20 protein-coding genes are annotated in these 19,319 nt (G+C 65.2%); 7 read left to right on the top strand and 13 right to left on the bottom strand.

Going from position 1 to position 19,319, the window contains the following annotated elements; all coding sequences use genetic code 11:
* Positions 1–32: 32 nt before the first annotated feature.
* The 3 genes from asnS to AACZ17_RS11870 all read right to left on the bottom strand — a co-directional run bounded on the left by asnS (position 33) and on the right by AACZ17_RS11870 (position 3,019).
* Complete coding sequence (gene asnS / locus AACZ17_RS11860; RefSeq protein WP_290746489.1) at positions 33–1,430, bottom strand: asparagine--tRNA ligase; 1,398 nt, start codon at positions 1,428–1,430, stop codon at positions 33–35.
* Positions 1,431–1,508: 78 nt separating this feature from the next.
* Positions 1,509–2,066, bottom strand: a complete 558-nt coding sequence (locus AACZ17_RS11865; RefSeq protein ID WP_290746492.1) for a hypothetical protein — start codon at positions 2,064–2,066, stop codon at positions 1,509–1,511.
* Positions 2,066–3,019, bottom strand: a complete 954-nt coding sequence (locus AACZ17_RS11870; protein ID WP_290746495.1) for an SDR family NAD(P)-dependent oxidoreductase — start codon at positions 3,017–3,019, stop codon at positions 2,066–2,068. The genes AACZ17_RS11865 and AACZ17_RS11870 overlap by 1 nt, the downstream gene beginning before the upstream one ends.
* A gap of 98 nt (positions 3,020–3,117) precedes the next feature.
* Between AACZ17_RS11870 and AACZ17_RS11875 the strand changes: the two genes are divergently transcribed.
* The gene (locus tag AACZ17_RS11875) at positions 3,118–3,519 is read left to right on the top strand and encodes a PPOX class F420-dependent oxidoreductase (protein WP_290746498.1); all 402 of its coding nucleotides are present in this window, start codon (positions 3,118–3,120) and stop codon (positions 3,517–3,519) included.
* On the opposite strand, the gene AACZ17_RS11880 is transcribed toward AACZ17_RS11875, so the two are convergent.
* Positions 3,480–4,727, bottom strand: coding sequence for a tetratricopeptide repeat protein (locus AACZ17_RS11880; protein WP_290746501.1), 1,248 nt, complete (start codon positions 4,725–4,727; stop codon positions 3,480–3,482). The genes AACZ17_RS11875 and AACZ17_RS11880 overlap by 40 nt on opposite strands.
* A 110-nt stretch (positions 4,728–4,837) precedes the next feature.
* The gene (locus AACZ17_RS11885) at positions 4,838–5,470 is read right to left on the bottom strand and encodes a phosphoadenosine phosphosulfate reductase family protein (RefSeq protein WP_290746504.1); all 633 of its coding nucleotides are present in this window, start codon (positions 5,468–5,470) and stop codon (positions 4,838–4,840) included.
* A 189-nt stretch (positions 5,471–5,659) separates the two neighbouring features.
* Here AACZ17_RS11885 and AACZ17_RS11890 point away from each other — a divergent pair, with 189 nt between their 5' ends.
* Positions 5,660–6,787, top strand: coding sequence for a nitronate monooxygenase (locus AACZ17_RS11890; RefSeq protein ID WP_290746507.1), 1,128 nt, complete (start codon positions 5,660–5,662; stop codon positions 6,785–6,787).
* Between the two features lie 19 nt (positions 6,788–6,806).
* Here the strand turns inward: AACZ17_RS11890 and AACZ17_RS11895 are convergent, their stop codons facing one another.
* The 4 genes from AACZ17_RS11895 to AACZ17_RS11910 all read right to left on the bottom strand — a co-directional run bounded on the left by AACZ17_RS11895 (position 6,807) and on the right by AACZ17_RS11910 (position 10,154).
* Positions 6,807–7,595 (bottom strand): ParA family protein, encoded by a 789-nt coding sequence (locus AACZ17_RS11895; RefSeq protein ID WP_290746510.1) that lies wholly within the window; start codon positions 7,593–7,595, stop codon positions 6,807–6,809.
* 79 nt (positions 7,596–7,674) lie between these two features.
* The gene (locus AACZ17_RS11900; protein WP_339638303.1) at positions 7,675–8,838 is read right to left on the bottom strand and encodes an iron-containing alcohol dehydrogenase; all 1,164 of its coding nucleotides are present in this window, start codon (positions 8,836–8,838) and stop codon (positions 7,675–7,677) included.
* 5 nt (positions 8,839–8,843) lie between these two features.
* The gene (locus AACZ17_RS11905; protein WP_290746513.1) at positions 8,844–9,476 is read right to left on the bottom strand and encodes an FKBP-type peptidyl-prolyl cis-trans isomerase; all 633 of its coding nucleotides are present in this window, start codon (positions 9,474–9,476) and stop codon (positions 8,844–8,846) included.
* 102 nt (positions 9,477–9,578) lie between these two features.
* Positions 9,579–10,154: an NUDIX hydrolase gene (locus AACZ17_RS11910; protein WP_290746516.1), complete on the bottom strand. Its 576-nt coding sequence runs from the start codon at positions 10,152–10,154 to the stop codon at positions 9,579–9,581.
* Between the two features lie 123 nt (positions 10,155–10,277).
* On the opposite strand from AACZ17_RS11910, the gene AACZ17_RS11915 reads away from it, so the two are divergent.
* Positions 10,278–11,561, top strand: a complete 1,284-nt coding sequence (locus tag AACZ17_RS11915; protein WP_290746519.1) for a CinA family nicotinamide mononucleotide deamidase-related protein — start codon at positions 10,278–10,280, stop codon at positions 11,559–11,561.
* On the opposite strand, the gene AACZ17_RS11920 is transcribed toward AACZ17_RS11915, so the two are convergent.
* Genes AACZ17_RS11920 through AACZ17_RS11930 form a run of 3 tightly spaced genes read right to left on the bottom strand, consistent with a single transcriptional unit; the run spans position 11,562 to position 13,022 of the window.
* The gene (locus tag AACZ17_RS11920; protein WP_290746523.1) at positions 11,562–12,017 is read right to left on the bottom strand and encodes a lipocalin-like domain-containing protein; all 456 of its coding nucleotides are present in this window, start codon (positions 12,015–12,017) and stop codon (positions 11,562–11,564) included.
* A gap of 36 nt (positions 12,018–12,053) precedes the next feature.
* Positions 12,054–12,689: a pyridoxamine 5'-phosphate oxidase gene (pdxH, locus tag AACZ17_RS11925; protein WP_290746527.1), complete on the bottom strand. Its 636-nt coding sequence runs from the start codon at positions 12,687–12,689 to the stop codon at positions 12,054–12,056.
* Positions 12,690–12,716: 27 nt separating this feature from the next.
* The gene (locus AACZ17_RS11930) at positions 12,717–13,022 is read right to left on the bottom strand and encodes a hypothetical protein (RefSeq protein WP_290746530.1); all 306 of its coding nucleotides are present in this window, start codon (positions 13,020–13,022) and stop codon (positions 12,717–12,719) included.
* Positions 13,023–13,116: 94 nt separating this feature from the next.
* Between AACZ17_RS11930 and ggt the strand changes: the two genes are divergently transcribed.
* Positions 13,117–14,856: a gamma-glutamyltransferase gene (gene ggt, locus AACZ17_RS11935; RefSeq protein WP_290746533.1), complete on the top strand. Its 1,740-nt coding sequence runs from the start codon at positions 13,117–13,119 to the stop codon at positions 14,854–14,856.
* Here the strand turns inward: ggt and AACZ17_RS11940 are convergent.
* A complete protein-coding gene (locus AACZ17_RS11940; protein ID WP_290746536.1) occupies positions 14,850–15,662 on the bottom strand; it encodes a thioesterase family protein in 813 nt (270 codons plus the stop codon). The genes ggt and AACZ17_RS11940 overlap by 7 nt on opposite strands.
* A 150-nt stretch (positions 15,663–15,812) precedes the next feature.
* On the opposite strand from AACZ17_RS11940, the gene AACZ17_RS11945 reads away from it, so the two are divergent.
* From AACZ17_RS11945 to AACZ17_RS11955, 3 genes are read left to right on the top strand one after another with little or no spacing between them, the layout of a single operon-like run.
* Entirely contained in the window at positions 15,813–17,030 is a 1,218-nt protein-coding gene (locus AACZ17_RS11945) for a hypothetical protein (RefSeq protein ID WP_290746539.1), read from the top strand.
* Entirely contained in the window at positions 17,014–18,099 is a 1,086-nt protein-coding gene (locus AACZ17_RS11950; RefSeq protein WP_290746542.1) for a hypothetical protein, read from the top strand. Before AACZ17_RS11945 ends, AACZ17_RS11950 begins: the two co-directional genes overlap by 17 nt.
* A complete protein-coding gene (locus AACZ17_RS11955) occupies positions 18,096–19,289 on the top strand; it encodes a hypothetical protein (protein ID WP_290746545.1) in 1,194 nt (397 codons plus the stop codon). The genes AACZ17_RS11950 and AACZ17_RS11955 overlap by 4 nt, the downstream gene beginning before the upstream one ends.
* Positions 19,290–19,319 lie beyond the last annotated feature (30 nt).

A 19,319-nucleotide genomic window follows, 5' to 3' on the forward strand; every position in this document is an offset into this window, starting at 1 on the left:
GCGCCCCTAACCGGGCGCCCCTAGCCGGGCGCCTAAAAACTAGCGTTGCCGGGGGTGCGCGGGAAGGGGATCGCATCGCGCACGTTTTCCATACCCGTCACATAGTTGAGCAGGCGCTCGAAGCCCAGGCCAAAACCGGCGTGCGGCACACTGCCATAGCGGCGCAGGTCGCGATACCACCACAGCTCTTCCCGCACCTGGGCGTCCATGCGCGCGTCGAGCACGTCGAGCCGTTCTTCGCGCTGGCTGCCACCGATGATCTCACCGATGCCAGGGGCCAGCACGTCCATGGCCGCTACGGTTTCACCGTCGTCGTTCAGGCGCATATAGAAGGCTTTGATGGCCTTCGGGTAATTCATCACCACCACTGGCCGCCCGACGTGGGTCTCCGCCAAATAGCGCTCGTGTTCTGAGGCGAGATCCGTCCCCCAGGTCACCGGAAACTCGAAGGTCTTGCCGCAGTTTTGCAGGATATTTACCGCCTCGGTGTAATCGATACGCTCGAAGGGGCTGTCAATCACCGTACGCAGGCGTTCCATGACCGTGTTGTCGATACGCTGCTGGAAGAAGGCCATGTCGTCTTCGCAGTCGTTCAATACGCGGCTGAACACATGCTTGAGCAGCGCTTCCGCCAGATCTGCGTTGTCCTGCAGATCGGCAAAGGCCACTTCGGGCTCCACCATCCAGAACTCCGCCAGGTGCCGGCTGGTATTGGAATTCTCAGCGCGGAAGGTGGGACCGAAGGTGTAGACCTTGCTCATCGCGAGACAGTACGACTCCACCTCCAGCTGCCCGGACACCGTGAGAAATGCGTCGCCGGCGAAGAAGTCTGCGCGATGGTCCACCGAGCCGTCGGGGTTGCGTGGCAAATTGGCGAAATCCAGCGTGCTCACACGAAACAGCTCGCCGGCACCTTCACAGTCACTGCCGGTGATGATGGGTGTATTGACCCAGTAGAACCCCTGGTCGTGGAAGTAGCTGTGTATCGCATTGGCCAGTGTGTGGCGCACACGGGTAATGGCGCCGAAGGTGTTGGTGCGAGGACGCAGGTGCGCCTGGGTGCGCAAATACTCGAAGGTATGGCGTTTCTTGGCAATCGGGTAGGTTTCAGCGTCGTCCACCCAGCCGAGCACCTGCACTGCGCTGGCCTGGATCTCCACCGCCTGCCCCTGCCCCTGCGAGGGCACCAGCTCGCCACGGACCGCGACTGCGCAACCAGTGGACAGCTTGATGATCTCACGCTCGTAATTGTCCAGGCTCGCGGGCACTACGGCCTGCACCGGGTGGAAGCTGGTGCCATCGTGAATGGACAGGAACGAAATACCGGCCTTGGAATCGCGTTTGCTGCGCAGCCAGCCCTTGACGGTCACCTCGCTGCCAACGGGCAGCTCACCATTGAGGACAGCAACAACCGGACTGTGGTCAGACATGAAGGGGCTCCGTGTGTGCCAGGGTGGAAAGCCGCGCAGCATACCCAATGCCCGGCGCGGCCGCCACAGCAGCACCGTTCAGCGCGCGATGCGGTTGATGGTGCTGCCGTTCAGGTCGGCACCCTCAATGATGCCCTTGTCGGAAAAACTCAGGGCCAGCACGGGGTGCTCGGCCCGCGCCAGGCGGACGTTACCGCCGGCGGTCTGCACCAGGTCGACCTCGCCGTGCAGGCCTACCTGCCAGCCCACCGTATTGCGGAATGACACCAGTGCGTCCGTGGTCATGAACAGGATGACCTTGGCCGCCCGCGTGGCGCCCGGTGGCAGCTCAGCGGGGCCGGCCGAGGAGGCGTAATAGGCGACCGGATCGCCATCGACCAGTAACGCACCCTCGCCATACTGCCCGCCTACGCCGAAGCCCATGTTGACGATGTCAGGAAACACCAGCACACCCCTGGCTTTGCTCAGCAGCGAGTTGACCCCCGGCGAGTAGCGTCGCAGCTCATCCAGCGCCCTGTCGGATTTGGCCTCGATATCCTCTCGGCTATCCGCACTGGCGGCTGCTGCGGCCAGGCCGAAGCACAGCGTCACCATGAACGCCGCACAGAGCCTCTTCCATCGCTTCAACTGCATCATCACGCAAACTCCTGCTCCACCCACTGTTGTGACAACTGCCAGAGACGCTCGGCAGCCTCCCGGTCTGTCGCCCAGGGTTGCACCCCGGCCATACTGTCCTCACCACCCGCCTGCGCAATCTGGCAGTCTTCCAGGTAGAGGCCGCCTTTTCCTTCCAGTTCCGGCGCGGTTGCCGCCCAGACCGACGTCGCCGCGCCCTGCGGCACCGACTTGAAGGCCATTTTGCCACCGGGGAAGGAGGCGGCGATCTGTGCCATGTCATCCGGATTCAGGTGCCGGCCAAGCTCCGTGCTGATCGCTCCGGGGTGTACCGCAAACGCGCGCACGTGGCTGTCTGCAAGCCGCGCATCCAGCGCTACGGAAAACAGCACGTTGGCGGTCTTCGACTGCCCATAGGACTGCCATTTGTCGTAGGGGCGGCGCTCATAATTCGGATCATCGAAATCCATCGCCGAAAAACGATGGCCCGCGGAACTCAAGTTGACCACCCGCGCCGCGTGCTGCGCCGTCCCGGCAGCCTTGAGCGCCGGCAGCAGCAGCCCCGTGAGCAGAAAATGGCCAATATGATTGGTGCCCAGCTGCATCTCGAACCCCTGCGCCGTGTGGCCGAAGGGGCAGGCCATGACCCCGGCGTTATTAACCAGAATATCGATCTTCGGGAAGCTTTTCAGCAAGCCCTCCCCCGCCGCCCGGACCTGGTCCAGATCTGCAAGGTCGAGCAGTGCCGACTCCAGTCGACCCGGCAGATTCTCTCCCCGCAGGGTTGCCAGTGCCGCATCGAGCCTGTCCCGGTCGCGAGCCAACAGGCACACCGTGGCACCTGCGCCAGCCAATGTGCGCGCCGTTTCCACCCCCAGCCCGGCGGAGGCGCCCGTCACCAGGGCCACCCTGCCAGTCAGGTCCTGCCCCGCTATCACGTCCTCTGTTGTGGATTCAAATCCGAATGTGCGCATCTACTGTTTCCCTTGGCTGTTCTGTTATGGTGACCTATTGTGCCGGGCTATCCTGCGCCCGGTAAGCCCGAACCGTCAACATTTGCGCGGAAAACCCCATGAAAAAACCCCACGCCAACCCCTTTGAGCACTGCGCCTACCTGAGCTTCGCCACGCGCAAGCGCAGTGGCGAGTTCGTACCGACCCCGGTGTGGTTTGCCCCGGACCGCGATGTGTACTACCTGTTTTCTGCAGGTGATGCCGGCAAGGTCAAGCGCCTCCGCAATTTCAGCACCGCGCGTATCGCGCCCTGCACCGTAAGTGGGCGACTCACCGGCGACTGGCACGACGTGAGCGCCTTTCTCGTTGACTCGCCGGCGGAAATCGACCGCGCGCTAGCGGCCCTGCGGCGCAAATATGGCTGGCAGATGCGCGCCCTGGACGCTTTGTCGCGCCTCGGCGGCAAGATGCACAAGCGGGCCTATATCCGGGTTGAGCCCGGCGCCTCCCCAGCTGGCTGACGCAGCCCGGCTGAATGCAGCCCAGCTGAACGCAGCCCGGCTGAGTGCAGCCCGGCCTGACGAACCCGCTCCAGTTGTGCGGCATACTCGCTGCGCTCACTGAGCAGGCTGGCGCCCTCAATGGCCTGCTGCAACAGGCGCTCCGCTGCAGCGTACTGCTGCAGCCTGAAATGGATGATGCCGGTTGCCGCGAGCAGCGCGCTGTCCTGCGGCTGCAGCCGCAGGGCCTCGCGGTAGTGCGTCAGCGCTTCCTCCCAGTCACCGCGCTCTCCCGCCAGGTCACCCCGCCAGGCGTGAAAATACGGGTTGCGCTCCCGATGGCGCTGGATACGACCCAGCAACTCATCGCGTTCGGCAGTGCGCCCGGCCTTGTCGTACAGCAGAGCCAGGTTATTCATCGCCGAGCGTTCGCTGCTGTCACGCTGAAGCGCCTGCAGCAGCGACCACTCCACCGCATCCAGTTGTCCGGTCTGGCGGTAGATCGCCCCCAGGTTGACCCAGAGCAGCGGCAGGTCGGCACTCAACTGCAGGGCTTTGACCGCATGCCCAAAAGCCGCAACAAGATCGCCCTGCGCCAGTGCCGCCATGGCCAGGTTATTGTCGTGCAGCGCTGCCGCCTCGCGGTCCGCCAGCAGCCGCGACCCCGCCACATCACGTGGCTGCAGTGGATCAATATCCACCATGAACTGCTCGCCCTGGGGCATACGCACCATAACATTGACGTGCACACGCATGGTCAGCCTTTCACCGACACGCGTCCATTGCGGGCGAACATCCAGCCACTGGTAGTGGGCTTCCAGCCCGGCGTCACGGGCGAGGGCGACGAACAGGTGGGCGAAGGACAGGCAATTGGCGTCGCCCTGGGTAAATGCCCACGCTGCGCTGCCATCGGCGGCCGGGTCATAGCGGATCGATAACCCGCCGGCCCCGCGCACCGCTTCATGCAGGCTGAGCAGCCGATGCCGGGGGCTGCTGCCATCGGGGGCATAGCGGGCGACAAAGTCACGCATTGCCGGTGTCGTGGCCAGCAGGTCGCCAGCATCCGGCTTCGCCACCGCATCCACAGCGCGCAGGGGCACGGCTTGCGCCACCTGGAGGGCGGGCAGTGTATTCAGGTCGAGGGGCGGCGCACCCTGCGAGGCGCAGCCGAGTGCACCTGCTGTGAGGCACGCGATAATGCCGGCCCGCAACACCCGCCCTGCGTACATGCTCTCCTCCGCTGCCCACGACACACGGTGACCCTCACCTCAAGTATAGCGGAGCCCACGCGCGCGCCCCGCCCGGGCAGCGTACGCTGGGCATAGCGGGAAAAGGCGTATCAGGCGGCGGTGTGCAGGCCGCACTCGCGGCCATCGTGCACCTTCGTCGGATCGAAGTAGTGGCGGCACGTCGGCAGCTGGTGGCGCTGCATGTAGTCCTCGACCTCCGCTTCCGACCAGTAGAAGATGGGCGCCACCTTGAGAATGCCGCGATCGTCCATGGACACGATATCCAGGGTTTTGCGGTGTTCCGTCTCTTCGCGGCGGATACCGGTGAGCCAGATTTCCGGCCGCAGGTCGTCCAGCGCCCGGGCAAAGGGCTCCAGCTTGACCTGGCGGGTGAATTCGCGATGCCGCTCTTCTTCATCCACGGTGGGAATACCCCCCATGATGGCGTTGCGCCGCTCGGAGGTCATCAGCGGGCTATAGACGTGGATATTGAGATCGAGTTCGCGGATCAGACGTTCGGCGACCACGTAGGTATCGCGCAGGTTGTAGCCTGTGTCGATCCAGACCGTGGGCACGGAGCGGTCGACCTGGCTTACCAGATGCAGCATGAGTGCGGCATTGCGCCCCATGCTGGTGGTCGCGATGGTCGGGCGCCCCTGTGCCAGCGCCCACTCCACCACTGCGGGCGCACTGGCGCCTCTCAGCCTGTCGTTAACGCTTTTCAGATCTATGTCCACAGCCACCTGGCGAGCCAAGAATATCGAAGACCGCGAACTTTAAAGAATCAAAACAGGGCTGACAAATAACCAGTTTTTATAAGGTTATAGTCAGGTTTGGTCCGGTGCATACACTCCAGCGACCCGACAAGACCATTGCCTCCGCGGGCGGCGCGGATAATACTCTCACTCCGGTAGACCGACGGAGGACACCCGATGACCAACTCACTGTGCGAACGCCTGGGTATCGATTACCCCATTTTCGCTTTCACTCACTGCCGCGATGTCGTGGTCGCCGTGAGCAAGGCCGGCGGTATCGGCGTGCTTGGCGTTGTCGGGTTCACGCCGGAGCAGATGAAAGAAGAGCTGGACTGGATTGATGCCAACATCGGCGACCGTCCCTACGGCGTGGATATCGTGATCCCGCAGAAGTATGAAGGGATGGACGCCCTGTCCGCGGAAGATATGGAAAAACAGCTCTGGGCGATGGTGCCGAAGGAACACATCGAGTTTGCCGAGCAGCTGCTGGCCAATGCGGGGGTACCCGAGTGGCCAGACGGCAGCAAGACCATGGGACTTATGGGCTGGACCGATGCCACCGCCACGCCACTGCTGGAGGAAGCCCTGACCCGCCCGAAATGCCGCCTGATCGCCAACGCGCTGGGCACGCCTCCCGCCGATAAAATCAAGCAGGTGAAAGACTCCGGCCGACTGATCGGCGCGCTCTGCGGCAAGGTGAAGCAGGCCGTGCAACACAAGGAAGCGGGGCTCGACTTCGTGGTCGCCCAGGGTGGCGAAGGTGGCGGACACACCGGTGAAGTCGGCTCCATCGTGCTCTGGCCGCAAATCGTCGATGCCATCGGCGACCTGCCCATGCTGGCAGCCGGCGGGATCGGCAACGGGCGCCAGATCGCCGCCGCGATGGCCATGGGCGCGGCAGGCGTCTGGACCGGCTCCCTGTGGCTGACCGTCGAAGAGGCGCACACACAACCGGCTCAGAAACAGACCCTGCTCAACGCGAGCAGTGAGGACACCGTGCGCTCGCGCTCATGGACCGGCAAACCCTGCCGCATGCTGAAAAACGAGTGGACCGCAGCCTGGGATCGCCCAGACACCCCCGACCCGCTGGGCATGCCCTTGCAGGGACTGGTCACCTCGGACGGCATCCGCCGCACCGCGGTCTATGCGGATGCGGGGGACTGCCAGAAAATCGCGTTCAACCCCTGCGGGCAGGTGATCGGTCAGCTCAACACCGTGGAGTCCTGCCGACAGGTGATCTTCCGCCTGCTGGACGAGTACGTGGACGCGGTGGAAAAAGCCGGCAGCCTGTTACCCAAGGTCTAGCCCGCACCCAAAGCCCTCGTCAGGCCCGAGCGCTCTCCAACTCGTCGTAGAGGGCCAGGAACTGCTGTGTCAGCTTGTGGCTGGGTGCCAGGTCCACCAGCGGGCGATGTTCGTGGTGCGACTCGCGCATCTTGACCGACGCGCTGAGGAACGTTTTGCACACCGGGTAGCCCTCCTCCTCCAGCTCGGCCACCAGTTCACCTGGCAGTCGCGCCTGGCTGTTGAACTGGTTGATGACGATACCCTCGACCTCGAGGTCGGGGTTGTGGTCTTCCTGCAGTTCGGCAATGTTGTCCATGAGGGAGTACAGGCTCTGGCGGGCAAAGCTGTCGCAGTCGAAGGGCACGAGCACAGTATCCGCCGCGATCAGCGCGGATTTGGAGTAAAAATTGAAGTTGGGCGGCGTATCGATGTACACCCGATCGTATTCAGCATCCAGCTTCTGCAGCGCATCGCGCAGCTTGTAGATCTTGTAGCGGGATTCCAGCTCGCGCTCCAATTGCGTGAGCACCGGGCTGGAAGGCAGCAGAAACAGGTTCTCCCAGGGGGTTTCCCAGACAAAGGAGTCCGGGTTCTGGCGCATTTTCCGGGAACCCACGGTTTGCTTGAACAGCCCTGCCGCTCCCTGCGCCTCCGCCGGGAACGCATCGGCATCGATTTCTCCCACCAGGTAATGGGTTGTATTGCCCTGCACATCGAGGTCCACAACCAGTGTGCGCAGGCCCCGGGCGGCGCTGATTGCCGCCAGATTGCAGGTGATACTGGTCTTGCCCACACCGCCCTTCTGGTTGAATACGACGCGTTTCATCTGCTGATGCCTCCGGGCTGCCTGTTGCTGGGGTCGGGGAGTGTAGCCAATGCGCCCGATATTGGGTAGGGCCCCGGCGTCAACCCGTCCAGATACGGCGATAGAGGGTCACGATGTCCCCTGCGTCGGCGATCCGCGGATTGTTGGCGGGCGAACCGGAGGCCAGCGCCTGCTCGGCCATCGTGTCCAGACTGGCGCACCAGTCCTCTTCGGCAATGCCCCAGTCAGCCGGGCTGGGGACGCCCAGATCGACGGTGAGCTGGCGCAGGCCGGTCACCAGCTGTTCACAGGCAGCGGCGTCGCTGTCGCCTGCCTGGGCCAGGCCCATTACGCGGGCGCACTGGGCATAGCGCTGTGGCGCATGGGATACGGACCAGGCAGTGACCTCGGGCAGCAGCATGGCGTTGCTGAGTCCGTGGGGTACATGGAACAGTGCGCCGAGAGGGCGGCTCATGCCGTGGATCAGGGTCACTGAGGCATTGGCAAACGCGATACCACCCTGGGTGGCAGCGAGCATCATCGCCTCCCTGGCGACCCGGTTTCCCGGGTCGTCGCAGGCCGTGCGCAGGTGCTGACTGATGCCGGCCAGTGCGGTCAGCGCGATGCTGTCAGTGAACGGATGTGCCTTCCGGCTGACAAAGGCCTCCAGTGCGTGACACAAAGTGTCCAGCCCGGTATCGGCAGTCAGTCGGCGCGGCATGCTCATGGTCAACTCAAAATCCACCAGCGCCGCCACCGGCACCAGGCCTAGCCCCATACAGAGCATTTTTTCCTGGGTTGCCGTGTCGGTGATCACCGCTGCCCGCGTCACCTCGGCCCCGGTGCCCGCCGTGGTGGGAATGGCAATCACCGGCAGGCCGCTGGCCACCGTTGCCGGCACCGCGTAGTCGCGCATGACGCCGCCATGCCGCGCCAGCACGGCGGCCGCCTTGGCGGTATCCAGCGAACTCCCGCCCCCGAGCGCCACCAGGCAATCGAACTCACCTGCCTGCAACATGGCGAGGCACGCCGCGACGCTGTCAGTGGTTGGGTCTGGCACACAGTCGGCAAATACCGGACAGGGAATACCGGCCTCCACCAACGGGGCCAGCAACCGCTGGGCAAATCCCTGCTGCGCCAGATAGGGGTCCGTTACCAGCAGTGGACGGGCCAGATCCAGCTCCCGCAAGGTATCCACCAGCGTCTCACTGGCACCGGCGCCGATGCGCAGGATACGCGGCAGGTGCACACTGGCCGGCACCACGCCGGTTATTCCTCGATGCCCAGCAGGTGAATCTCGAAGACCAGCGCCGTATTCGGCGGGATGGCATCCCCTGCACCCTGTTGTCCGTAGGCCAGTTCAGGGGGGCAGGCAATACGCCACTTGTCGCCGATACGCATCAACTGCAGGGCCTCGGTCCAGCCCGGTATCACCTCATGCACGCCAAAACGCGCAGGCTCACCGCGCTCTACCGAGCTGTCAAACACGCTACCGTCAATGAAGGTGCCATGGTAATGCGTGACCACGTTGCTGCGCGGCCCGGGGCTGGCACCCTCTCCCGCCTCCAGCACCTCGTACTGCAGGCCGCTGGCTGTGGTGCTGACCTCCGGGCGGGCCGCGTTGGCCTGCATGAACTGGGCGGCCAGTGCCTCGCGCTGGGCCGCCTGATCGGCTGCGATCGCCTGCTGCTTCGCCTTGATGGCGTCGTAACTGGGGTTCAACTCGCCGTCGGCGAGCAGTGACTGGTGCTCGTTGTACCAGTGCTGCAAACCCGCCATCACGGCACCCAGATCCAGCCCCGGGAAGTTGTTGCGCAGCAGCTGGTCACCAAACTGCAGGCCGAAGCCATAGCTGACCTTCTGTTCATCGGTGGCCAGTTCGACCTCGGGGTATAGTGACATGCGGGGCTCCATTGTCGCCTGTGATAAAGGCGCTGACCGTAGCATATCCGGGGCCGGGACTGAATTGTCCGATACGGATTGCGGCCGCCCTGGGGAGCTGGCCTAGGGTGATTCACTCACCCGCTGCCGCGCGTAGCGGTCGGCCGTCATTTCTGTGTGCCAGACGTCGAACCGCCCGGAGTCCAGATCGTCGTAGGCCTGGATAATGGAATCGTTGACCTCCGGGTAGGCCACCTGCCCCCAGGGGCACTCATCCCGGGAAAAAAACCCTGCTGCGAGGGATTCCGGACCCGGATTCAGCGATTCTTCGGCGACACGCGCCCGGAACGCCACGTAGACCTGGTTGATGAACGTGATCGTGCCCATCATGTAAAACGTCAGCGCGGAGGCAGGCAGCACCACGCCCGACTCCTCGCGCAGCTCGCGGGCAGCGCCTTCAGCCAGCGTCTCATCCTGTTCGAGAAAGCCCCCGGGAATGGCCCACGCCCCGATTTTCGGCGGCAATGCCCGCTGCACCCAGAGCAGGCGCTCGCCACAGGCAACGAAGGTGGTGACCACAATCATGGGGTGATCGTAGTGCAAGCGCGCGCAGGCGGTGCAGCGCCAGTGGTTGCGCAACTCGCCGCCAACCACGTGCTGCTCCAGTGTTGCGCCACAGTGGGGGCAATAACGGGTCATCGGCGCAGCGCCCTGTACGGGCGGAAGTCTCCTGCAGGGTCACGGAAAACGCAAAAATAGCACTTTGCCTCGACAAAAGCATCGGCACTACACTGTGCGCCTTTCCCTGTGAGGAGTGTGGCCGTGCATCGCGACCCCCAGGTGCAGCTTTTGCTCACCGGCAACGAAATCATGAGTGGCGATACCGTCGACTCCAACTCGGCAATGATCGCCCAGCGCCTGGCGGACATCGGGCTTGGCATCTACCGCAAGGTCACAGTGGGTGACGACCGGGCGCTGCTCTGCCGCGAGCTCAGGGCGATGGCCGCCAGCGCGGATGTCCTGATCGTCAACGGTGGCCTCGGACCAACGGTGGATGACCTGACGGCCCTGGTACTCGCCGAGGCGGCCGGGGTGCCGCTGCAGGAGCACCCGCAGGCTGTCGCGCACCTGGAGGCCTGGTGTGCCCAGCGCAACATCCCCCTGGATGCTGCCAACCGCAAGCAGGCACAGCTGCCCGCCGGATCCCGCATCCTCGACAACGCCGTGGGCAGCGCTGTGGGCTTCGAACTGATGCTGGGCGACTGCCGGGTGATGTGCACCCCCGGGGTGCCCGGCGAGCTGCGGCGCATGCTCGACCAGATCGTCGCGGATCTCGCGGCGTCGCTGGATCGCCCCGCGCAGCGTCATATCCTGCGTCTGCAAACCTTCGGACTGGGCGAATCCAATGCTCAGCAGCTGATCAACGACGCCATCCCTGACTGGCCGTCGGCAGTGGAGCTGGGCTTTCGCGCCGGTGCGCCGCAAATGGAAATCAAGCTGTCTGTTGCCGATGCCGCCGACCTGCCCCTGCGGGCGGAGTGCGAGCAGCGGCTGCGCGCACTGGTCGGCGACCACATCATCGGCGAGGGCGATACACGGCTCGCCGCCCGCGTACTGGAACTGCTCTCGGCCCGGGGGGCGACGGTCACCACGGCGGAGTCCTGCACCGGCGGGCTGATCGCCAGCGAGTTGACGCGCATACCCGGCTCATCCCAGGCCTTCCACGCCGGCTTTGTGACCTACGCCAACGACATCAAGTCAAGCGTGCTGGGCGTTCGCAAGAAGACCCTGGAGGCCCACGGCGCGGTGAGCGAGCCCGTCGTGCGGGAAATGGCACTGGGGGCCATGGAGCGCGCCAGCGCCGACTACGCTATTGCCGTCTCGGGGATCGCCGGCCCGGAGGGCGGCACCGCGGACAAGCCGGTGGGCACGGTGTGGCTGGCCTGGGGCAGCGAGCAGGACTTGCGCACCCGGTGCCTCGTCTGGCCCGTGGAACGCACCCTGTTCCAGACCATGATCGCCGCGGCCGGTCTCGATATGCTGCGTCGGCAACTCCTCGGCCTCGACAGCGAGCCGCGCTACTTTGCACAGCGCCGCGCGCGCTGACTACTCCGTGGCAGGTTGGGTCACGGGCGCCCGGTGCCAGACGAGGGTGTGGTAACGCACGGTGCCCGCCGCTTCATCCTTGCCAGTCAGCACCAGGGTCTGGCCATCCAGCTCTGCGTGGCGCAGTTGCTCGGTCCCCGGGAAGTTCGGGTTGAGGCTCTGCGTCACATAGTGCACCACGCTGCCCCTGATCACGCGATAGCGCCCCGCGTAGTGGAAATAGCTGCTGTACGCGGCGGCGCGCTCGGCGTCAGGCACCTTGCGCGGGCTGGCGTCCTCTGGCAGCCGCGCGCGGTCGCGGCGGCTGATGGAGGCGCTCATCCAGCCGTCTTCGGTGTACACCAGAAGCCCGAGCGGGTCCTCGCCAAAGGGGCTGCTGAAATCGTCCCGCCCCTCGTAACCGATTGACCACGACTCCAGCTGCCAGGCCCCAACCAGTTGCTGCTGTTCAACCATCGCTCTGTTCTACTCCTTGCTCCGTATGCTGTCTGTTCAGGGCTGCAGGCGCTCGATGCGCCAGCCATCGCCTTCGCGATAATACCGGAAGCGGTCGTGCAGGCGGTGCGCGCCGCCCTGCCAGAATTCGATGCGCTGCGGCACCACGCGGTATCCACCCCAGAAATCCGGCACCGGGATATCGCCCTCCGCAAATTTACGCCGCAGCGCGTTCATTTGCGACTCCAGGACAGCGCGCGCGGATATGGGGCGGCTCTGGCGCGAGGCCAGTGCTGCGAGCTGGCTTTCACGCGGCCGGCTGAGGAAATAGCGCGCCGACTCCAGTGCCGAGAGGCGCTCCGCACGCCCGGCTACGATGACCTGCCGCTCGAGCATATTCCAGGGGAACAGCAGTGACACCTGGGGCTCGCGACTGATGTCGGCCGCTTTTGCGCTGCTGTAATTGGTGTAGAACACGAAGCCGCGGGTGGAGACACCCTTGAGCAGGACTATCCGCTGCCAGGGTCCACCGTGCTCGTCGAGGGTGGCCAGCACCATGGCGGTAGGGTCGGCGATGTTACCCGCCACCGCCTGCTGCAGCCAGGTTTCAAACTGGGCAATCGGGCAGGACGCGAGCATCTCGCGCCTGAGACCACCGGCCAGATACTCGCGCCGGAATTCTTCGTAGTTCACACTGTGCTTCCCGTAGCCAAGGCTGGATTATAGATCATCAGAGGTACTCGGCACGACCGGCGCACGCCGCTGCATGGCGGGTATCTGCGGAAACGGAAACAGGCGCTGCCACTGCGCGCCGAAATCCTCTGCCGGCGAGCAGGAGAAGGCGGCACAGTAGCGCTCGGTCAACACAGCTTCCAGTTCCGCCTGAGTCGCGATCCCCAACAGGGCCGCGGCTTCCAGCAAGCCCTCAAGTCGCAGGCGCTGCGCCGGCGGCGCGTCGAACCCCTCAGCCAGCTGTGCGAAAAGCGCATCGAGACGCAATTCTATTTCCCTGAGCAGCGTATTCACCACAATCTCCCGCCAGCAGTGCAACAGCCCGTGAGTATGCGTTGCCAGCCAAAACAGTTAAAGTGCGGCCCTTCAGCGTCGGAGACCCACACCCATGAAACTGACCCGCCACCTGATCATCCTGCTCGGTATCTGCCTGTTGCCGGCTTCCTTTGCCCGGGCACAGGAATCCGCTGCGGAGACACCGATCATCGACTTCGGCAGTCGCTTTCTGCCCGCGGTGGCGCGCCAGGGCATGGTCGTCGGCCCGGAACGGCTCGCCGCCGAGATCGGCCTGGACATGCTGCGCCGCGGGGGCAATGCCGTGGACGCCGCGGTCGCCACAGGTTTTGCCCTGGCTGTGAGCTATCCCCGCGCGGGCAACCTGGGGGGCGGCGGTTTCATGCTGGTCCACCTTGCCGAGGACAACCGGCAAACCCTTATCGACTACCGCGAAACAGCGCCGGCCGCCGCCACGTGTGACCTGTTTCTGAACGACGAGGGCGAGGTCGACCAGCAACGCGCCTATTTCAGCCATAAATCTGCCGGCGTTCCCGGCACTGTCGCTGGCCTCGTGCTCGCGCAGGAGCGCTACGGCACGCTGCCCCTGTCCGAGGTGATGGCACCGGCGATCGCCCTGGCCCGGGACGGCTTCGAAATATCCTTCGCCCTCAACCAGGAGATTGCCGCGCGCGCCGAGCGCCTCGCGCTCAACGCCGAAGCGCGCAAGCTGTTCCTGGACGCCGAGGGGCGTGTACCTGAGGTCGGCACCGTCTGGCAGCAACCCGATCTGGCACAGACCCTGCAGCAGATCGCGAAACAGGGGCGCGACGGATTTTATACCGGTGACGTGGCGGAGCGCATCGTGGCGGAAATGCAGGCAGGGGATGGCCTGATCTCCGCCGCCGATCTCGCCGGCTACCAGGCGATCGAGCGCGAGCCCGTGCGCGGCCGGTTCCGCGACTTTGAGGTGATTTCCACACCGCCGCCCTCCTCCGGGGGTATCCATATCCTCCAGATCCTCAATATTCTGGAGGGCTATGACCTGCAAGCCATGGGCCACAACAGCGCTGCCTATATCCATCACCTCGCGGAGGCCATGAAACTGGCCTACGCCGACCGCAGCCGCTATCTGGCGGACCCCGATTTCGAGCCGGTGCCGGTAGCGGATCTGATCGACAAGGCCTATGCCGAGCGCCAACGTGCCCTGATCAAGCCGGGCCGGGCCACACCGTCCTCGGAGGTCGCTCCGGGCGAGGTACTGGTGGACGCCAGCCATGACACCACCCACTACACGGTCGCAGACCGCTTCGGCAATGTCGTGAGCAACACCTACACACTGAACTTCAGCTTCGGCTCTCACATCGCCGTGCCGGGTACCGGCATGCTGCTGAATAACGAAATGGCCGACTTCGCCGCCAACCCGGGACAGCCCAACCCCTTTGGACTGGTGGAGGGCGAAGCCAACAGCATCGAAGGCGGCAAGCGCCCGCTGTCGTCAATGAGCCCGACCATGGTGTTCCGTGACGGCAAGCCGTGGCTGGCAACCGGCAGCCCGGGGGGTAGTCTGATCATCACCTCGGTACTGCAAACGATACTCAATGCCATGGCCTTTGACATGAATATCGCCACCGCGGCGGCTGAACCCCGGGTTCATCACCAGTGGCTGCCGGACAAACTTGTCGTCGAACAGGGTATCAGCCCGGATACACTGGAGCTGCTGCGCGCCCTGGGCCACAACGTGGATGTCGCGGGGCGCACCCTCGGCCGTACGCAGTCGATCATGCTGGAGCGGGGCTACCTGCTGGGTGCAACCGACACCCGCAGGCCGGGCGGACACGTCGCCGGCTACTGAGGGCGAGGCACCCGGACCTTTGCTGTCTGGCGGCTGATGGCGACCAGCTTGCCGGCGCTGTCCCAGTACTCACCATCCTCTTCAACCACACCGTCTGTGAGGTGTTTGGAAAACAGGCGCGCCTGCAGCGGCCCGGGCGCTGGCAGCCCGCGGAGCTGCACCGTGAGCTCAACGGTCGGCACCCAGCCCACCAGGCCGATGACGTCGAACACCGGTGGCGGGAAAGCGTCTGCGAACATCAGCAGGGAGATGGCGTCCGGCGCTGCACCATCCGCATGTTGCACCCAGCCGCGGAATTCGCCCGCCCCGCTCGGCGCTCCGCCGCGAAACACTTCCGCCGCCTCCGCCAGACGAATATCCACACGCTGCCTGAATTCGAGACTGCTGTCACCACCCGCCACGCTGTCCTCCCAGGCGGGAAATACAGGTCGTGGCTGGGCCGACCAACTGGGGCCCTGCAGGCGCTCGAACGTGGTATAGGCCGCCGTCACCACCACCTTCAGCTCACCGTCCTGGAAGAGGCGAGCGCTGGCATGACTGGTATTGCCCCCGGTTCGCAACACCTCTACCTGAATCTCGACAGGGCCCAGCGTGGTAGGCGCCAGATAGAACGCATTGACGGCCAGCGGATCCTTGTGAGGCAGCGCCTCGCTCAGTGCGCGCCCGGCGATGGCCAGCACGTAGCCCCCGTTGGGCACCGCACCAATACGCCAACCGGCGTACAACTCGGCACTCCAGAGGTTCTCGCCACGCCGCTCGACAGCGGTGTCACGGGCAAACTGACTGGGTTGGGGTGTGGTGGGCATGACAACTCCGGCATCCGCTTCACTGGGGAATGCACCAAAACAGGCGCAATTGCGTATTTTGTGTGGGGCAGCGGTAAATGTATATACTTGAGTGGCGCCTGCCGCCCTTGCGGGGACTTCGCAGGCGCCTTCGCGATGGTGATCTGTGCCATGAAAGGACTGTATCTTGCAGCGCTCCTGATGGCAGGCGCGCTGGCTGCGAGCTCGGCTCTCGCAGAGGTTCCACCGGCTACCGGCAGTGCCGAAGCCGCCGATACCCGTGCGCTGGAGCAACGCCGTGCGCTGCAGGCGGCCATTACCGATCTGGAAAGTGAGTACGGTGCCTACAGTCCGGTGCTGCCCGAGCGCCTGTTGAGCCTCGGGCTCGCCCTGCAAGCCGAGGGGCGACACGCGGAAGCGGCTGCGGTGTTCAAACGGGGCACCCACCTGGCCCGGGTCAGCACCGGCCTGTACAGCACCGACCAGCTGCCTCTGTTGGAGTCGGAGATCATCAGCCTGCAGGCGCTGGGAGACTACCGCGCTGTCGATGAGCGGCAGCGCTATCTGGAGCGCGTGCAGAGCAAGGCGGACCTGACGCCGGAACAGCGTGTGCGCGGCCTCCTGCAGCAGGGCGACTGGCAGCGGCAGGCCTTTCTGCTCAGCCTCGACGAAGAACCCGGCCTGCGCCTGCTGCAGATGTGGGAGTACTATCGGCTGGCACTGAGCGAGGTGCTCGAGCGCCAGGGCGAAGCGTCTCCCGAGCTGCTGCCACCGCTGTACGGCATGCTGCAGGCGCAGTACCTTATCGCCGGCTACCGTTGGGCAGAACCCGCGGACGACTTTGGCAACGGGTTCGGCAACAGCACGCGCCCACTCGCCAGCAGTTATCTGCGCGACAATTTCAGCAAGGGCCAGGCGGTGCTCAAGGCTATTTACGACCTGGAGCGGCTGCACAGCGCTACCGACCCCGCAGCGCCGGTCCGCGCGCGCACCCTGATGGGCGACTGGCTGCTGTTCCACGGCGACCGGGAGGGCGCGATGACGGCCTACGCCGAGGCATTCGCGGAACTTGCCGACGATGCCGCTGCCCAAGCCTTACGCACTGAGCTGTTCGGTGAACCTGTACCCTTGCCGGCGCTGGAAGGAATCAATGTGCACGGGCCTCTCGCAGTTGAAGGCGATGGGGATATACTGCTCGGGCTTGCCGTGGCGGCTGACGGCAAGGTATCCAACCTTGAGCGGCTGGACGATTCCGGCGAAGCGAACGGACTGGCCAACCGGCTCATGCGGGCATTGCGCAAGACGCCGTTCCGTCCGCGATTTGATCTCGCTTCCGGCACCCCGGTAGCAACCGACAACCTGGTTATGGCCTATGACAGTAAGCGCTGAGACATCGATTGCACTGACCCTGCTGCGCAGCGCGGGCTGCGCAGCGCTGTGCCTGGCGCTGGCAGGCTGCCCCAGCGCCAGCAATCCGACACAGTCCCCCTCCACACCCAGCACACCGCCATCCTCCTCCAGCAGCGGCAGCCAGAGCTCGACCAGCAGTGGCAGCCAAAGCCCGACAGCGAGCGGCAGTGAGAGCGCGCCCGCCGCTGGTAGCGGCCCGACAATGCCCTCCGCCTCCAGCGGCCAGGCGCCGGGCACTGCCGGTGCCGGCGCGCCGGATGCTGGCAGCCAGGGTGCGACCATGGAAGACGGCACAGGGCGCGCGTCATCCCCACCGGGTTCTGCGGCGGAAGGCAGCGCGGCGGGGGGCACTGCGGAAGCGGGTAACGGGCAGGGGGCAGCAGAGCCCGGTTTCGAAACCGGGTCCGGCGGTGAGGCCCTGCCTGACATGCGCGACACCCCGACCCTTGATCCGGGTACCCTGGCCGCGCTTGAGGCCGCCATGGAAGCGGCCGCTGCGGGCGGTGACGGGGCGGGCAACGGTAGCGACGCGGACAGCGGCGCGGCACCGGCTGGCGCTTCCGGGCAGTGGCCCGGTGACGCTGCGGGTGCGGGCGGCGCGGGCACGAGCGCCGGTCCGCTCACGCCGGCCGAACAGGTGGCCATACTTGATGCGCGGCTGGAAGCGGGCACCGGGGAGTTCGACACCATGATTCTCGAGGAGCAGGCCCGGCAGCGCAGTGCCCGTCGTGCCAGCAGCGACGACGCCAGCGCGGACGCCGCAAGCGCGGACGCCGCCAGCGGCGCAGCGCCCGGGGGTCGTGAAGGTCCTTACGGCGAGGAGATCACGGTTGCCGGCGCAGGCGGCGGCCAGGGCAGCGTAAACACCCCGGGACGCTCGGGGCCGGTGAATCCGGCACGCTATCCGCCTCCCGACGATATACCCAACGGCAATGACGACGACGTGGTGGCCCGACAGCTGCGCGAGGCCGCCATGCGCGAACCCGACCCCGCCGTGCGCGAGAAGCTCTGGGAAGAATATCGCAAGTACAAGGGAATCACTCCATGACTACCGCCCGGCTGGCGCTTGTCTCGCTGCTGCTGGTCAGCCTGACCGCCTGCGTCAACCAGACCGTCAAAACCTCGTCCGTGCCGCCGCTGGAGCGTCCGGCTCAGGCGGCGCCTGAAAGCGCACTGCTGGATGTGGGCGTACTGGTATTCGACCCGGGCCTCGACGATTACGATGAAGACCAGCAGGTCTACCCCGAGGTGCGCAAGGCCGAAGCGCGGTTCATGCCGCGCCTGCTGGCCGAGGCCATGCAGAACAGCGGGGCCTGGGGCGCTGTGCGCGTCGTCCCCTCCGACCGACAGGCAGTAGACTTGCTGGTGCGCGGGCGCATCGTGGCATCGGATGGGGAAACCCTGGAACTGCATATCACCGCAAGCGATGCCCGCGGCGCAGAGTGGCTGGACAAGCGCTACAAGGCCAATGCAAGCAAGTATGCCTATGCGCCTTCCACCCGCAACAGCTACGACCCCTTCCAGGCGATCTACCACCTGATCGCCAACGACCTGATGCGCTATCAGGAGTCACTGACGCTGGCCCAACGCGAGGACATCCGCCTGGTCACTGAACTGCAGTTTGCCCGCAGCTTCTCGCCCGAAGCGTTCGATGGCTACCTCAAGGCAAACCGCAAGGGCGTGATGGAGGTGCGACGCCTGCCGGCCGAGGGCGACCCCATGCTGGAGCGCATCCGCAGCATTCGCGAGCGCGACCAGCTGTTTGTCGACACACTGCAGGAACATTACGGCCACTTCAGTGGCGAGATGCAGGTGCCCTACCAGGAATGGCGCAAGATGAGCTATGAGGAGGCCATCGCGCTGCAGGAGCTGCAGGCCGAGAGCCGCCGCAACCTGATTGCCGGCGGCGCGGCGATCCTCGCCGGGATCTACGCCGCGGGCAGCAGCGATCGCTCCAGCCGGGCAGCGGGCAATGTGGCCATCATCGGCGGCGGTTACCTGCTCAAGAGCGGCCTCGAAAAGCGCGCCGAGGCGCAGATTCACGTGGCCGCACTGGAGGAACTCGGCATGTCACTGGAGGCGGAAATCACTCCGCAGGTCATCGAACTGGAAGACCGCACGGTGATGCTCAGCGGCAATGTCGAGGAACAATACGCCCAGTGGCGCGAGCTGCTGGCCGATATCTACCAGGCTGAGGTCGGCCTGCTGGAAGCCACGCCATCGACCAGCAACCCCTGATTCGGGGACAGCCGACACAAGGCCAGACTC

This window comes from uncultured Haliea sp., assembly GCF_963973825.1.
GTDB lineage: Bacteria > Pseudomonadota > Gammaproteobacteria > Pseudomonadales > Halieaceae > Haliea.

Coding starts and splice junctions, on each gene's coding strand:
- asnS (WP_290746489.1), bottom strand. CDS start 1,430: ATGTCTGACCACAGTCCGGTTGTTGCTGTCCTCAATGGTGAGCTGCCC.
- AACZ17_RS11865 (WP_290746492.1), bottom strand. CDS start 2,066: ATGATGCAGTTGAAGCGATGGAAGAGGCTCTGTGCGGCGTTCATGGTG.
- AACZ17_RS11870 (WP_290746495.1), bottom strand. CDS start 3,019: ATGCGCACATTCGGATTTGAATCCACAACAGAGGACGTGATAGCGGGG.
- AACZ17_RS11875 (WP_290746498.1), top strand. CDS start 3,118: ATGAAAAAACCCCACGCCAACCCCTTTGAGCACTGCGCCTACCTGAGC.
- AACZ17_RS11880 (WP_290746501.1), bottom strand. CDS start 4,727: ATGTACGCAGGGCGGGTGTTGCGGGCCGGCATTATCGCGTGCCTCACA.
- AACZ17_RS11890 (WP_290746507.1), top strand. CDS start 5,660: ATGACCAACTCACTGTGCGAACGCCTGGGTATCGATTACCCCATTTTC.
- AACZ17_RS11895 (WP_290746510.1), bottom strand. CDS start 7,595: ATGAAACGCGTCGTATTCAACCAGAAGGGCGGTGTGGGCAAGACCAGT.
- AACZ17_RS11905 (WP_290746513.1), bottom strand. CDS start 9,476: ATGTCACTATACCCCGAGGTCGAACTGGCCACCGATGAACAGAAGGTC.
- AACZ17_RS11910 (WP_290746516.1), bottom strand. CDS start 10,154: ATGACCCGTTATTGCCCCCACTGTGGCGCAACACTGGAGCAGCACGTG.
- AACZ17_RS11920 (WP_290746523.1), bottom strand. CDS start 12,017: ATGGTTGAACAGCAGCAACTGGTTGGGGCCTGGCAGCTGGAGTCGTGG.
- ggt (WP_290746533.1), top strand. CDS start 13,117: ATGAAACTGACCCGCCACCTGATCATCCTGCTCGGTATCTGCCTGTTG.
- AACZ17_RS11940 (WP_290746536.1), bottom strand. CDS start 15,662: ATGCCCACCACACCCCAACCCAGTCAGTTTGCCCGTGACACCGCTGTC.
- AACZ17_RS11945 (WP_290746539.1), top strand. CDS start 15,813: ATGAAAGGACTGTATCTTGCAGCGCTCCTGATGGCAGGCGCGCTGGCT.
- AACZ17_RS11950 (WP_290746542.1), top strand. CDS start 17,014: ATGACAGTAAGCGCTGAGACATCGATTGCACTGACCCTGCTGCGCAGC.
- AACZ17_RS11955 (WP_290746545.1), top strand. CDS start 18,096: ATGACTACCGCCCGGCTGGCGCTTGTCTCGCTGCTGCTGGTCAGCCTG.